Here is a 14,689-nt window from a genome sequence, read left to right as displayed (position 1 = left end):
GTACGCCCGTTGTGAGTGGATTGTGTGCGCTCGATGAGTCCATACTCTGCCAGCGATCGGGCGAGGCGGCTCCCTTTTCGGCTACTGACATCCAAGCGTTTCCAGAGCTCGCTTTGATGTAACTCGTCTGCAGTAGTGATGGTTTTGTAGGCTTGCTGCTCCGCAGAGGACAGCTCTATAGTTGAACTCATTACCGAGAAGTAGAAGATCAGCCACTAATATCGCTTTATATCTCGTCTTGGAGGTAGAAGAGCGGTTGTAGGCCAGAAGTACGGCTCCCGCACGAATCCGATAAACGGGTTGAGAGATTAAGTGTTAGCGAGGGTAACTAGTTGCAAAAAGAGCACGTACACCGTTAGAGCATGGGTATCCATCTGCTCTCACCACTGGCAAACACAACGCTCGGCAGGGTGGTCCCTAGAAGGACTCACTGCTATGTCTCTGAGTGACATTGTACCCATCCTTCTCGTCATGTTCCGTGAGTCGGGCCTGTTCAAGCGCTGTCGCGATCGCCTGATTGACCTGCTTGACTGGATACCCCGAATTCGCACAGAGGATGACACGAATATGTGCGGCATCGATTGCGTCCGGACCACTTCCTTTCGTATTGGCCTCGACAGTCCGAACGACACGCTCAATCATCTGTTCGTGGGGCTCCTGGGATGTCATGAACTGACACACGCTTGCTTCGAAAATAGAGATTGGGTAGTGTACGCCAGAAGGGACTGGTGGAAAAGAAATACCATCTCAACGAGGAGGGGACGGACACGTCTTTGAAATGGATTCTATCAGTTCTAGTTAGACGCCTATCAATTGTATAAGAGTAGCACGATTAAAGAATAGTATCGTCAACGTTGCTGTTGGCGTTGTAGCGCGGAAGTTCGTAGAGGATGCCGTCGTCTGTACCGATAGAGTCGCTTTCATCAAGGACGAAGAGAACATGGGTTGTATTGAGCTGGTTGAGTTCAGTCCAGAGCATGTCGTAGACATCGCCGCTGCCGTGGCCCCGGAGTCTGGTTGTCGGGGTACAGAATTCGTTGACGAGGCGGATAGAGATTTGGTAAGAGGAGAGGCTTTTGCAGATGTCCTTATGACTCGATGACGGACGAGGTAAGCTGTCTCGCGGTATCAAGGCCGTGCTCTTCGACTACCATGACCGGACGAAGATTCTCGAGGTGTCTGATGGCCTGTTCGATGCCGGGATGAGACTGCTTAATGGTGAACGTTATTTGCGAGTGTACACCGTCATCCATCGGTTCGGCCACGAGACGTTCGATAACGATCTGCCGCTGAACGGCCAATCCTGTCACCTCAGCCAGCACGCCTGGCTCGCTTTTGACGACCGCGGACAATACCGCACGGCAGCAGTCAAAGTCGCTGTTCGCCGCTTCGATTTGGACTCCTGCTCGGGTCCGTCGCCCGCTGGGTTGGGAGCGCTCGTGCGGTCCCGGACCGTCTAGTCCCCCGCTCATAGTTCCTCTAGTTGCGCACCGTTCATCGCGAACTTCGCGTTATCGCCGCCGCTGGGCACGATCGGATAGACGTCTTCTGCAGGGTCGACGTGCGCGTCGACCACCGACGGACCGTCGTAATCGAGGGCGGCCTGGAGCGTCTCCTCGACCTCGTTGTCCGTCTCGAGGCGGAAGCCCTGGGCGCCGAATGCCTCCGCTAGGACGTCGAACTGGGGCACCCAGGAGTACTCCGATGCCATCCGGCGTCCCTCGAAGAAGGCGTCCTGCCACTGGCGAACCATCCCGATGGCGGCGTTGTTGAGGACGATCACCGTGATATCGAGGTTCTCCCGAACGGCGACCGCAAGTTCCTGGAGCGTCATGAGGAACGATCCATCACCCTCGAAGCAGACGACCGACTGGTCGTCATCCGCGGCAAGACGAGCCCCGACAGCTGCGGGTAGTCCATAGCCCATCGTCCCCAGTCCATGAGAGGATACCCACGTCCGTGGGTGCCGGTACGTCCAGTACTGCATCGCCCACATCTGGTGCTGGCCGACACCCGTCGTGACGATCGTCTCATCAGGCGTCAGTGCGTCCGTCGCCTCGACAACGAATTGGGGCTTTAGGGGATTATCCTCGGACATTGCGTAGTCCATCGAGTACTCATCTTTCCATTGGTGACACTGCTCGTGCCACTCGTCCAAGTCGGGCGTGCGCGGCATTGTATTGTGAAGTTGGTCAAGTACCGTCGCCGCGTCGCCTACGAGGGGGTAGTCTGCGTAGACGTTCTTGCTGATCTCCGCGGCGTCGATATCAACATGGATGATTTCGGCCTCGGGCGCGAATGTCTCGACACCGCCCGTAAGGCGGTCATCGAAGCGCGTTCCGACCGCGAGCATCACGTCGCAGTGTTGGAGAGCCATGTTCGCATAGCCGGTGCCGTGCATTCCTGCGACCTCCATCGCGAGGTCGTGGTCTTCCGGGAACGAGCCGATCCCCGGCATCGTCGTCACGACGGGAATCCCGTACTCGACGGCCAATCGCTGAAGCGTGGTCCACGCTTCACCTTTGACCACGCCGCCGCCCGAGAGGATGATGGGCCGCTCAGCGTTTGCAAGCGCGTTCGCGGCCGCAGTGATACGCTCACCATCGGCTGCGTCGGGCACCTCGATGTTTGTGGACTGTTGGGGTTCGCTGGGCATTGAATCAGTATTACCCAAAGTAACGTCCTTCGGGAGGTCAACCAGTGTTGGGCCTGGCCGCCCGTCACGTGCGAGCGTGAACGCCTCATCAACGGTGTCTCCAACTGTGTCGGGATCAGTGACAAAGTAGTTCGTCTTCGTTACTGGTCTGGTCATGCCCGTTGTATCCGTCTCCTGAAAGGCGTCCTTACCGACCAAGTCTGAAGGGGCCTGTCCAGTCAAGGCTACCACTGGATCTGAGTCCATGTCTGCGTCAGCCAATCCTGTAACAAGGTTGGTCGCACCAGGACCGGACGTAGCTAAACAGACACCCGGTTCGCCGGAGACGATTCCATAGGCGTCGGCAGCATGGGCAGCGCCCTGTTCATGTGCCATTGTGATGTGTTGCATATCGGAGTGGTACAGGGAATCGTAGACAGGCATGATGGCACCGCCTTGTACTCCAAACGCGTATTCGACGCCAGCAGCCTCGAGCGCTGCGACGACAGCGTCAGCTCCGGTTGTGATCGGTCGTGGGGACGTGTCCTCTGTCGTGTCTTCGTGGACTGCCGCTTGTTCTGTCATTCTAGGTTGTGTAGAGGCCACAGCATCGCCGGATAGACCGGTGACACTGTTAATTAGGAATCGTTGCGAACCGGACTAAAGTCGAGGTATGGAATGAAGTATGGGGCTACTAAGAAACCCCAATAATCGCAATGATAGCGATAATAGACGCACCACTACCAACGGACGAACGTCCTGGTATGGTGCTCCACTGCATTATAAACAAGAGGGTCAACGACGCTTATTAATCTTTCGTCCAGTGTGATGGCTTGATCTGCAGGATAGACACCCTTTATTCAGCACGACTCCGTAACGATTATCCAGAGTTGGTAAAATATCCTGTGATAGGTTCACCCGATTACAAAGCAGGTGGTTCAGCACAAATCTTCTGAAACAACCAAAGCCATCGAAATGCAGCCTCTAAACCTTATTTAAACGTGTAGATGAAACGCGCATGTGGGAGCATTCTACGTAGAGGGATCAGACTGTTTAGTGCGTCTTCAGCGCATTCCCGATTCGGTTAACTGTCCACTGTGGGCGTTCTACTCCGCTCTAAACAAGGCCTAGCGCACATATTCAGCAAGAAGAGAATCGAGAAATCGTGTCCGTTACTGGGATAGAAAGTACGAGACTTCCGCTAATCCTTAGATGAACTGGTTATGCGATCGGCGTGAAGTTCCATAGGTCACCCGACCCGTGGAACTCTTACTGATTTTTTAGAAAAGTTCGACACGGATCCCCTCATCCTCGAGCTCGTCCGCGAAGGCTGCCGCGTCGGTTTCGATGGGGTCGAACGTGTCGTAGTGGACCGGAAGTACCAGATTAGGATCGACGCTCCGGGCGAACTCCGCAGCCTCGTGCCGGTCCATTGTGAAATGGCCGCCAATGGGCGGTACGAACACCTCAGCATCGATGGACTCGTGATGTGAGAGGAAGTCGGTGTCAGAGGGAAAGAAGACGACCGTTCCTTCGATCGTCAGCAGAAGGCCGATCACTTCCCCGTCGGCGTGGAAGGGGTCGCCGTCATCGTCGACATGATCGCTGTCGGGGTCGTTGTAAGCAGGGACGCTCCGAACGTCTATATCGTCGATGGTCGTCTCACCTTTGTACGAGAGATCGACGACCTCGAAGCCGAAATCGGCGGTATCGACCGCTTCGTAGACGGCGACGGTAGCGTCGGGCTTCGCAACCGCGTCGATGGCGTCGGGGTCGTAGTGGTCGAAATCGTCATGTGTGACGAACACCACGTCACCATCACCTGGTTCGTCGTCGAGCACCTCTGTCCATGGATCGATGTAGATGACGGAGCCGTCCTCGGTTTCGATACGGATACTGGCATGAGCGAGCTGCTTAAAGGTCAGTCCACGGTGTTCGATGGGCATGGCTGGAAGAAAGTACAGATTCCAGCGGTATATCATCTCCGCCTACGTTATGCGTACGAAATATTCTATGTTTCTAAATTTCCTTAAGCGGCGCGCGACGAGCCGGCCTACTCCCTTAAAACGAAATGGATGCTATCCGGGGTGGATAGGGTAGATCGAAGTGATGATGAGTTAGTAGATCAAGCAGGCAAAATCCCGCCAGTGGGCCGGACTTGGAGAGAGAATAATGGTCTTGGGAGGTTGGCTCGTGACGAGGCGGTGTTCGTCTATGACGACTTTCGACTTTCTTAACCGGTTGCGGAGTTTCTAAACAGACCCGCTTCTCTAACGAAGCCGGTACAGCACCTGTGTCCTTATTCCGTCCGGATATCTATACGAGAGCAAACGTCTCTATGCCACATCTAAACAAGGCCGAGGACATGTATTCAACAGTACCTCTATTCGGCCGATCAGGGGTAGTGGATGGGTCAATGACCTCACCGATACGCTATCTGAGTTTCTCGAAGCTATTGAATAGCGAGACACAAAATACCTATTAGAATTTTGCCTCTAGATTCGAGATGTCCAGATTCGACTACAGGTCGATGGTAGTCGCTCACAAAGCATTCAGCACGATGATCTAAAGACGAACAGATATATTGAGAAAATGATATTTATTTCGCCTTATACGAACGCCTCATCTCCTGAAGATATAGAATGAGGATAATAACCTTGATTAAACTTCATACGCCATAACAACTTTCAGCCTACAGGTCTCGGCTGCCCTCAACGGTTCGCTTGACGATCTGATTCGAGACACCGGTGTACCGTGTCGGATCTGTTATCTCCAACAATTCTTCCGCGGAGAGCGTCTCAGTGACACGATCGTCGTCTAAGAGAATTTCCTCAAAGGGTCGGTCGCTCTCGTAGGCCTCCATCGCGGCTTCGTGGACGAGTTCGTGTGCAGTGATCCGTCCGATCGATTCCGCCAGTGCCATCATCACCGCTTCCGAGGTCACGAGACCGCCGTGGATATCCATGTTTCCCCGCATGGCATCAGCGTGGACGCCCAGTCCATCGAGTGTCTCACGAATGTTGCGCAGCGTGCGGTGAAGATAGAGAAACGCTTCGGGGATGATCGCGTATTCAGCGTACCAGAGCCCAGCGTCACGTTCATCATAGTTCTCAAGCAACGATCCCATGACGTTGGCGTGGCCGCGCAGCAGCGCTACCAGGCCGACAGTCCGTTCGCTCATGACCGGGTTGCGCTTGTGCGGCATCGTTGAAGACCCGACTATTCCCTCGGGGATCGGCTCGGAGAGCTCGCCGATCTCTTCACGGTTGAGCAATAGCACCTGACGGGCGATCCGGCTGGCAGTTCCACCGATTGTAATAAACGCGTTGAGAAGTCCGAGAAACCGATCGCGGGAGGCGAACCAGGCCGTATTTGGGACCGCGAGATCAAGTTTCTCGGCGAAGCGCTCCTGGACATCCAGCCCATCTTCTCCGAGGGAGGCCAGTGATCCAACGGCACCGAAGAATTCGATGACGAGGGCCTGCTCGGCGGCGGCTTCCAAGCGCTTGATCCCACGGGTAAGTTCGTCGAGCCAGTCGGCGGCCTTCAACCCAAACGTGATTGGTAGTGCATGAACGTGGTGGGTTCGACCTATCATCGGGGTCTCAGCGTGCTCACTGGCTAGCTCTTCCAGCTGACCTTTGATAGTCGCGAGTTCCTCCCTGAGCAGCTCAATTCCATCTCGGACGAGCAGTACCATTGTCGTGTCAGCGATATCCTGGCTGGTCGCACCGTAATGGATGTACTCACCACCATCGCCGATTGCCTCTTTCCAGGTTTCGATGATAGCGACAGTGAAGAGATCGATTTTGTCGATCTTCTGCTCAACCTTTTCAAGATCGAGATACTCCAGCGAGGCAGTCTCGGTGATCATCTCAGCGGCTTCCTCGGGAATTATTTCGAGGTCGGCCTGTGCACGCGCTAGAGCCGCCTCGACAACCATGAATTGTTCAACGTACTTCGCTTCGTTGAAAACCTCCCGCATCTCAGGGGTCCCGAACGCGTTCTTGAACAGCCTACCGTTAGTGTGGAACATCGTTACACTACCACACTTAACCAAGAATCATGTAATAACTGGTTATTCTGAGGAGTAAGTATTCTGTATTCATAACTCTTTTACACTGAATAAGAGAGTCACATATTGAAACGCATAAAGGCTTCTACCAATCCTGTAGGTCAATGTACAAGTGAACACTTTACCTTGTACAACATCAGCCCTTACTGGAAGACAACTGTTGCACAAGGTATGGAATAGTTTATACTCCGAAGAGTGGTCGTTGGTCTCTTCGAAGCAGGTGTCCGGTATCCTGTGGTTTCCACTCTTGCTTACTCTTTTGCTGAATAGACGCTCTGTTTCTCGCATCCTTCTCACCGCCTTCTCCAGCAGTCATCAAAAAGAGACTGATAGATACAATATGTAGATTTTACACTGATCACAGCGGTAGTAGCTACAGCAGTCTTGATTGTCATAGAATGTGTGATATTTGAATTGAATATGTCTCAATCAATCTAATAAATCAGGCGAACTCATTGATAACAGGAATACCCATCGTTTCAAAGTCACTCATCGACGCGAGTTTATTGGAGACATCAGCGAGCGTCACCGTCTCCGAAACTACGGCACCCGGATCGAGTTTGCCGGTATCGACCATTCGGAAAATCTCCTCATAGCGGGTTGGAGGCATACCGAGTGATCCGATAAACTCGATCTCTTTCATCACCATCAGGTCTGTCGGTAGGGCCACCATGCCTTCTTCGTCCTGAGTACTCAAGCCGACCTGAAGGTGTTGGCCACGAGTGGCGAGGCTCATCACGGAGTTACGACATGTGCTTTCGATGCCAAGTGCATCGACCGAGATGTCGACGCCACCACCAGCGACCGCCTTGACTGCCTTGGGAGTGTCGTCGGCCTCGGTTGCGTTGATGGTCTCGACTGCACCCAGCTCCGTTGCTTTTTGTAGTTTCTCGTCGTGTAGGTCAACCGCAATGACGTTTGCTCCGAGAGCGTCGGCAATGTGGACGGCAGAGAGACCGACACCACCGCAGCCATGGACGGCAACCCAGTCACCCCCCTCAAGATCTGCTTGGTGAGCGAGCGCGTGGAATGAGGTCATGAACCGGCATCCAAGTCCAGCCATATCGATTGAAGAGACGCCTTCGGGTAACCGGACGGCGTTATGATCGGCTGCTGGAACGTGGAGTTGTTCAGCGAATGCGCCTGGAACGGATTCAGCGAAGCCCAGCGGTCTCACATTCGCACACGTGTTTCCGTGCCCGGTACGACATTGGTGACAGCTTCCGTCACCAATATTAAACGGGACCGTGACACGATCACCTTCGATAACATTTTCGACGTTGTTGCCGACTTCGACTACTTTGCCCGCGGGTTCATGGCCGAGGATCTGGCCAATTGGTGGCTGAATACCGAGCCAATCCCAGTCACCTTGCCATCCGTGCCAGTCGCTGCGGCAGATTCCACACGCCTCTATCTCCACGATTGCTCCCTCGGCATCCAGGTCGGGAGCGTCGACATCCTGAATCGCCAGCGGTTCCTGGTACTCTTTGAGGACAGCTGCGCGCATTGTAAGAGAGTAGCACGCTAAATATCCATAAGTACCTTTTGCACGCTGAAAATGGATGTATATCAGACGGTACATTTGGCCGCTCTACTATTAATGGGATCCGATTCTGGTAATTTGATCGGCGCAACATCTGTATCCGCGGCCGTAGGATACACAATATGATCAACGAAGCTCCGATACTCGTAATCCTATTCACCGTCTTGGGCAATCTGAAGGATTGTTCGGACAGGAGAGAGTCCCCTCTTGGGCTATCGCATAGGCAGAGAGCGTCTCATCAGAATCATTAGCAAATACGTTGGGATAGCGTTCGATCCTCACACACCGATTATCGAAGAGATCACAATCTGTAACAGAGAAATGCAGCGAGACCCAGTAGAGACTGTTCAAGGCCTCAGACGGTGGAAATCACTTTATCGTACACAGTACGATCCAGACCACATTTTCATGTTTCGAGAAGATGAATAGCAGTGGGGGGTACTCTTCCTGGACAATCGTTGTCGGAGAGTGGCCTTTCATGCAGGGCCCTTGGGTAGAGCCGCCAATCGACGCTCAAGGAATGAATCTAAGTGTAACGGTATCGGATGAACAACCGAGTTCGGGAAATTGAGACGACATCGTGTTGGAGGATTGGCCCGCTCTTGCGGCGGTTAGCGTCTGAGCACCTCAGTCATTTCTAAGTATGCCACATCTGACAACTGGTGCGTAATCATTTATTTCGTTTCATTCATACTAAGCTAACCATTCAGCTGAACTGCATGTAATTCAGTGTCTCACTGAGCAAAATACGCTGATCACCATCCGGTCAGTTCGAGGAATGATGTACATCATCATTAGCTTCTGGCGTTATCATACCGAGAATGACCGTCAAGCCTGCCAGAACGGCGAGCGCCCAAAAGGCTTCATCGAAGTATCCTCGATCGGCCGCGGCGCCGACGAAGACTGGGCTGGCCGCACCGGTCGTGAACGAGACTGTCCGGAGAATACCAAGCCCCGTTCCCTGAATATTCTCAGGGAGCGCCAGAATGAGGTGTGACTGGGTGACCGGGGCGAACCCAAGCAGCGTGCTCAGGAGGATCGTGACGCCCACAAGTGGCCAAAACCCCTCAAGCAATGGTAGGAGCATGAGCCCGATACCGGAGATACCCATTACGAACAGGAGTGACCAGCTGATCCCGATACGATCATAGGCAGCACCCGATACAGGTTGAATGACGACGCCCAACGCAAAAAATAGGCCGAACAATACACTGGCGAGTGTTCCTGATAGCGCTTTCACCTCTATCAGGTAGGTCGGATAAAACCCCGTAACCGCCTGCCAGATCGAGACTCCGAGCAGGAGCGTCCCTGTCCCATAGACGACTGGTAAGCCACGCAGTCCCAAGAGGACATCTTCCGCTGTCTCAAGCATTGATGTTTCGTGTGTTGGAGGATCGGGTGGCTTCGACGGGACGACCAACCAGAGCCCAATCGCTGCGATGACAAACAGTGGAATGGCGAATCCGAAGCCAAACTGCCAGGCGAAGACGCCGACGATTAATCCAGCGACTGGGGGAAGAAGCGACTGTCCGGCGTCAGCAGCCGCCGACGTGACGCCGTTTGCGGCCCCAACCTGCTCTGGATAGAGATCGACAAGGATGGTGTACCGAGCAACCGCATACAGGGCGACACCCGCGCCAAACAGCGCAGTCACTAGAAAGAGGATTAGTGTCGACCGTGCAGTCACGATCAAAATAAGTGTCAACACGGAGATGGCAGTACTCAGGATCAGGAGTAATCTCTCACCGAAACGGTCGGAAAGGATGCCACCGGGAAATTGTCCAAGTCCGTAGGCAACGAATAACACGGTCAGCAGAAGCCCTGCAGCTGTGAGGTCGAGTTCGTAAGCGGTCCGAAGCTGTGGAAGTAATATCGGATAGATCATTCTAGTGCCGATTGAGAGGAACCATCCGGCGGCGATAGCGAGTAATATAGGTCCGCGGCCGTCGCTCCAGAGACTTCGTGCTTCACGTTTGAGAAACGAAAAATGGCGCACGTAATGTTCTCCTTCTGTCGGAGTTGACTGCCTGAGGCTATGAAGTTTCGGGACTTGATCGCGCGACACATAAATCAGGTGTTCGCTACAGTAAATCCACGCCAGTACTTGATGGCGAAGAGAACCACTTCCAGCAGACTAAGCGTGCTCTAACAGCAATTGAAGACGAGGTAAAGCAGATTGTAGGCTTCTAGTTTCTTGGAAACAGTTTGATGAGCTCTAACGCATATCAACGCCTGCATGAATGCGAACAACACTGCGTCCAACTTCTTGAAGAGCGCCAAAAAGACCATCATCAGGAGTCCTCAAAATGAAAAACTAGTAAAACTACTTATTTACAGATAGATTTGTATTGATTTTCTATTTAGACACTCAATATTATTAGATGTACTGTATTATTGGGTAGTTACGAGTAGACCAAAATCGGATTGCTAGAACTCTCGCATTGACAAGAAACTAAGAAACAAATATTCAGAAAATACTACACCTTCACAGAATTAGTTATGATTCTGGCCCATTTCTCAGTGATTCACTACTAGTCTTCGCTAAGCACTTCTAATAACTCAAGCAGCATAACTGAGATTGTCCGTGAATGTAATGCGCTATATAGCTGGTTAGCGCGAGATTAGCCTAATAACCTCCCGCCCTCTCTTAATGAGATAGCGGATCGGATCTTCGTAAGCGATGCCTGATTTGATGATTCGTCTCACCGTCCAGATAGGGGTCTCAACCATCTAATGCACGAAATCGAGTGTATTTTAACACTACTACTATCTGCCTACCAATAATTAAGTCCCTCTCTTGCGTTCGGAGTACAATGGACTGGGATATTCCCGATACGGCTGCAGGGACATATGTGAACATCGATGGTGAATTAATTCCTGCCGAGAAAGCGACTGTTTCGCTTCTCGACAGGAACTTCCTCTACAGCGATGGGGTCTTTGAGTCGATTCCAGTGTCAGATGGAAAGGTACTCGTCATCGATCGCCACATTGACCGTCTCTTCCGATCGATGAAAGCAATGAAGATCGAGATTCCGTTATCGAAGGAGACGCTGTCTGATAGACTCGTCGAGACGCTCGAAGCCAGCGCCATGGAATACGGCGTTGTCCGGATCATCGTCTCGCGAGGCGTCGGGCCGCAAGGAATTGCCAACACAAATGCAGTCATGGGACCTATCATCTTCGTCATACCACAACAATTGTCTGCCAACACGTTCAGTTATGATGAGGTGACGACCGGGAAGGCGCGAATTGTGTCCACAACCGCAATACGGCCACAGACAATCGACCCCCGGATGAAAAGCACTAGCTACGTCAACAACGTGCTCGCAGAACGGGAACTCGTCGGAACGGAAGCGGACCACGCAATCCTGCTCGATGAACATGGACACGTGGCTGAGGCCCATATCGCTAATGTACTGCTCTTTGACGAGGACGGCGTTTTCAAAACGCCGCCAACGACGTACACGCTAGCAGGCATCACCCGTGAAGTGTTGCTCGAACGAGCAAGGGCACTTGGAATTGAGGTCGAGGTGACGACGCTAACACCATACGACCTCTATACATCCAGCGATCTTATCCTATGTTCGTCGAGATTCATAACACATATAACCGAACTGAGCGGTCAGCTACTCCAGAGGTCGCCCAGTGAGCGCCTCATTGAACTCGCTGACGACTTCTTCGAATACATGCGAACAAATGAGTTCGAAGAACTGGATCTCTCGGAATGATTTCTACCGACTGAATCACGTCTGCTCCGTCGGCTTTCGGCTGTCTAAACGCGACTACTGTAGGGACGGACCTTTCGGCCTTGTTGAAGCCCTTTACCATTGACATTCGGGAGAGAGGTTCTACGTGGTGTTCACGACCAGAGCTGTGGAATTCACTTGCTATACGAAATCGCAAGACGTGAAGAGGGTTTCAACAGAGCCGACCTTTCTAATATACCATCGGTTTGTGACTGCTCCATGGTTGGGTCTTGCAACGCTACATCGTGGACCGCATTAGTCAAGCAAGATTTCAGCAAAGATTGAAATTATTACTTGATAACATATTTGACACCTTCAACGGTACGTACAGGTCAAGCAGTTAATGGAGCGGCAATCGATCTCCCCAATAGCTGTCAAAAAACAGCGTGCTGAATACAGAGAACATATCTCCCAAAGTAGTACGTTACTTTTCCATCTTCAAGCTATTATGATATCTGATTTATGCTCTGCACGCAGTTCGGTAAGAACCCTATTCGATAATCACTCTCGAAACGCGGTGTGGGCGCCCACCTCGAGAGTGACGACTCTCCCCTGAGATAGGCCAATCGATAGGAGGGGGACTAAGGGTACAGGAAGCGTTCGAAAGCGTCCGGACAGAGGCACCCCCCTAGAAATGGAGCTCCCGGCCGTTCAGTGTACGCGCTCGCCGTCGACGAACTCCTCAGCTGTGCGTTCTTCTCGTGCAAACTCGGCGGCGCGGGCCTCTATCTCTTCGGGCGAGAGGAGGCCCTCCTCGACCAGCAGGCACTCGAAGGCGGCGAGCCACTGCTCGTAGTAGGCCTCCTCAAGGGCGCCTTCCGGGGCCATGTCGGGGTCGGCGGCCGCGACCTCATCTACGAGCCGCCCCTGAAACTCCATCCAGTCAAAGCCGTCGCCCTCATCGTGAAGCGCGACGACGATTCCGAATGCCCGCGCCTGCCAGGGAGCGTCGAAGACCGGACCGTCGCGGTCTTTAGAATCGAACAGGTCCGACAGCAACCGGTTCCGCTCAGTCATCTGTCTGGACCACCTCGTCTGTCGTTTCCTCGTCTGCACCCGGGGGCGTCACCCGTGTGACGCCGATCATCGCGTCCCGGGAGACGATGTCGGCGAGTTCCTCCTCGCTCATGCCTCCCGTTCCGGATGGCCGTCGGGGAAGCACCATGTATCGGATCTCCGAACTGGAGTCCCAGACCTTCACCGCTGTGTCCTTGTCGAGGTCGACTCCAAACTCCGAAAGCACGGCCCGCGGTTCCCGGACCATCCGCGAGCGGTACTCCGGAGACTTGTACCACGTCGGCGGCAGGCCCAGAAGCGACCACGGGTAACACGAACAGAGCGTACAGACGACCGTGTTGTGGACGTCCTCGGTGTTCTCCACCACCTCAATGTGCTGGATCCCGACGTCGAAGTCGAACTTCTTGAGCGCCTCGTTGGCGTCCTCCAGCAGACGCTGCTTGAAGGCGGGATCCTCCCAGGCGCTGGCGACGACCTGCGCACCGTTGAGCGGTCCAATGTCCTCCTCGTAAGCGCTGATTGCTGTGTCCACCGCGTCGGTCGAAAGTAGTCCCTTTTCGACGAGTAGCGACTGGAGCGCGCGAGCGCGCGGTCGTGGATCCTTGGGGGATGCCTTGTCATGTTCGTGGTTGTGATCGTGGGTCATGGTTCCTCCAGATAGGGTTCCCAGAGATCGATGTGGACGGTGTCGTTGGGAGTCTCGGCGTCGATACTCCAGAGTTCGGCGGCGTCGAAGCCGACCGTATACAGCGGTTCGGCGCGTTCCTCACCGTGAGCGTTGGTGTCTGGGTAGATGAACGTTCCGTGGACCGTTTCTATCTCACCCACTGCGCGGCGGGCGTAGCGCGGACACCGGGTGTGTCCCTCGGGATGGGTGTTCCGCACTCGGACGGTCTCACCCTCCTCGTAGGCGGGTTCCGTTGGATCGCGGTCGAACGACGCCTCGGATTCGAAAGCCTCCCGAATCCTCGCGGCAAGGTCCGGGTCCGTCCGGTTCGGGACCACGTTCATTGGATCCTCCGCTACGAGAACCTCCTCAAGGCGGGTTTCGAGCTCGTCCGGGGTTAGGTATCCCTCCTCAGCGAGCATGATCTCGATGGCCGCCATCCAGCGCTCGAAGTACGTCGAGCGCAGGTACTCTGCCTGCCCCATCCGCTCAATCGCGTGGCGCTTCTGGTCGATATTGATGATCTCCTGTGCCTTGACAGCCTTATCCATGGAGAAGACGAGACGCTCCCAATCGGCGTGAAACTGTGCCGTATCGTCAGTGGCAATGGCACCGAAACCGTGCATCCCGCCCATGTCGTGGACGCCGTTCATCGGTTGAAGTATAAGGTTCCGAATAAAAAGTCTGTCGTCGACGGGGAAAGAATACATCTTCAGACGACCCGTCGAGACGGATTTCAGGCCAGTGGCCGCCCCGCGTCGATCCCGTCGAGTAAAAGCTCCGGACAACTAGCGGACTCGCTTCCCGGCCTACATTGCGGGCGGCGCTCGGTCCTGACCATCCCGATCGGTATTCGAGTGAAAGGGCAATGTAGGTGAAGCGGAAGGAGTCGAAGCCATTGATGCGGCGATAGGTGACATCCCGAAATATTCTGTCCAAGAGTCTGGGTCTTGCTCCGTGGCTTCGTGACCAATACGCGCCTTCTATTCAGCATGAATCCACTCAA

At 53.8% G+C, this 14,689-nt stretch carries 12 protein-coding genes; 1 reads left to right on the top strand and 11 read right to left on the bottom strand.

Features of this window, described 5'->3' with window-relative positions; all coding sequences use genetic code 11:
* The 8 genes from V0Z78_RS18910 to V0Z78_RS18875 all read right to left on the bottom strand — a co-directional run.
* On the bottom strand, window positions 1–191 hold a 191-nt coding region (locus V0Z78_RS18910; protein WP_336346241.1), incomplete at its 3' end, for a helix-turn-helix transcriptional regulator.
* A gap of 641 nt (window positions 192–832) precedes the next feature.
* Window positions 833–979, bottom strand: coding sequence for a hypothetical protein (locus tag V0Z78_RS18905; protein WP_336346240.1), 147 nt, complete (start codon window positions 977–979; stop codon window positions 833–835).
* Between the two features lie 109 nt (window positions 980–1,088).
* Window positions 1,089–1,472, bottom strand: coding sequence for a hypothetical protein (locus tag V0Z78_RS19190; RefSeq protein WP_409338766.1), 384 nt, complete (start codon window positions 1,470–1,472; stop codon window positions 1,089–1,091).
* Entirely contained in the window at window positions 1,469–3,220 is a 1,752-nt protein-coding gene (gene ilvB, locus V0Z78_RS18895; protein WP_336346238.1) for a biosynthetic-type acetolactate synthase large subunit, read from the bottom strand. Before ilvB ends, V0Z78_RS19190 begins: the two co-directional genes overlap by 4 nt.
* Window positions 3,221–3,915: 695 nt before the next feature.
* Complete coding sequence (locus V0Z78_RS18890; protein ID WP_336346237.1) at window positions 3,916–4,581, bottom strand: MBL fold metallo-hydrolase; 666 nt, start codon at window positions 4,579–4,581, stop codon at window positions 3,916–3,918.
* Window positions 4,582–5,327: 746 nt separating this feature from the next.
* Window positions 5,328–6,671 (bottom strand): adenylosuccinate lyase, encoded by a 1,344-nt coding sequence (gene purB / locus V0Z78_RS18885; RefSeq protein ID WP_336346236.1) that lies wholly within the window; start codon window positions 6,669–6,671, stop codon window positions 5,328–5,330.
* Window positions 6,672–7,152: 481 nt separating this feature from the next.
* Window positions 7,153–8,217 (bottom strand): zinc-dependent alcohol dehydrogenase family protein, encoded by a 1,065-nt coding sequence (locus V0Z78_RS18880; RefSeq protein ID WP_336346235.1) that lies wholly within the window; start codon window positions 8,215–8,217, stop codon window positions 7,153–7,155.
* 802 nt (window positions 8,218–9,019) lie between these two features.
* Complete coding sequence (locus V0Z78_RS18875; RefSeq protein ID WP_336346234.1) at window positions 9,020–10,249, bottom strand: MFS transporter; 1,230 nt, start codon at window positions 10,247–10,249, stop codon at window positions 9,020–9,022.
* Between the two features lie 817 nt (window positions 10,250–11,066).
* On the opposite strand from V0Z78_RS18875, the gene V0Z78_RS18870 reads away from it, so the two are divergent.
* Window positions 11,067–11,981: an aminotransferase class IV gene (locus V0Z78_RS18870; protein ID WP_336346233.1), complete on the top strand. Its 915-nt coding sequence runs from the start codon at window positions 11,067–11,069 to the stop codon at window positions 11,979–11,981.
* Window positions 11,982–12,650: 669 nt separating this feature from the next.
* Here the strand turns inward: V0Z78_RS18870 and V0Z78_RS18865 are convergent.
* The 3 genes from V0Z78_RS18865 to nthB are packed head-to-tail and all read right to left on the bottom strand — an operon-like array spanning window position 12,651 to window position 14,336.
* Window positions 12,651–13,016, bottom strand: coding sequence for a nitrile hydratase accessory protein (locus V0Z78_RS18865; protein ID WP_336346232.1), 366 nt, complete (start codon window positions 13,014–13,016; stop codon window positions 12,651–12,653).
* Window positions 13,009–13,662 carry a nitrile hydratase subunit alpha gene (gene nthA / locus V0Z78_RS18860; protein WP_336346231.1) on the bottom strand — a complete coding sequence of 218 codons (654 nt, stop codon included), beginning with the start codon at window positions 13,660–13,662 and terminating at the stop codon, window positions 13,009–13,011. Before nthA ends, V0Z78_RS18865 begins: the two co-directional genes overlap by 8 nt.
* On the bottom strand, window positions 13,659–14,336 hold the full coding sequence (nthB, locus tag V0Z78_RS18855) for a nitrile hydratase subunit beta (protein ID WP_336346230.1): 678 nt from the start codon (window positions 14,334–14,336) through the stop codon (window positions 13,659–13,661). Before nthB ends, nthA begins: the two co-directional genes overlap by 4 nt.
* Window positions 14,337–14,689 lie beyond the last annotated feature (353 nt).

Source organism: Halalkalicoccus sp. CG83, assembly GCF_037081715.1.
Classification (GTDB): Archaea; Halobacteriota; Halobacteria; order Halobacteriales; family Halalkalicoccaceae; genus Halalkalicoccus; species Halalkalicoccus ordinarius.
This window is presented reverse-complemented; position numbering and strand designations above follow the sequence as displayed.

Coding starts and splice junctions, on each gene's coding strand:
- V0Z78_RS18880 (WP_336346235.1), bottom strand. CDS start 8,217: ATGCGCGCAGCTGTCCTCAAAGAGTACCAGGAACCGCTGGCGATTCAG.
- V0Z78_RS18890 (WP_336346237.1), bottom strand. CDS start 4,581: ATGCCCATCGAACACCGTGGACTGACCTTTAAGCAGCTCGCTCATGCC.
- V0Z78_RS18905 (WP_336346240.1), bottom strand. CDS start 979: ATGCTCTGGACTGAACTCAACCAGCTCAATACAACCCATGTTCTCTTC.
- V0Z78_RS19190 (WP_409338766.1), bottom strand. CDS start 1,472: ATGAGCGGGGGACTAGACGGTCCGGGACCGCACGAGCGCTCCCAACCC.
- purB (WP_336346236.1), bottom strand. CDS start 6,671: ATGTTCCACACTAACGGTAGGCTGTTCAAGAACGCGTTCGGGACCCCT.
- V0Z78_RS18865 (WP_336346232.1), bottom strand. CDS start 13,016: ATGACTGAGCGGAACCGGTTGCTGTCGGACCTGTTCGATTCTAAAGAC.
- V0Z78_RS18870 (WP_336346233.1), top strand. CDS start 11,067: ATGGACTGGGATATTCCCGATACGGCTGCAGGGACATATGTGAACATC.
- nthB (WP_336346230.1), bottom strand. CDS start 14,336: ATGAACGGCGTCCACGACATGGGCGGGATGCACGGTTTCGGTGCCATT.
- ilvB (WP_336346238.1), bottom strand. CDS start 3,220: ATGACAGAACAAGCGGCAGTCCACGAAGACACGACAGAGGACACGTCC.
- nthA (WP_336346231.1), bottom strand. CDS start 13,662: ATGACCCACGATCACAACCACGAACATGACAAGGCATCCCCCAAGGAT.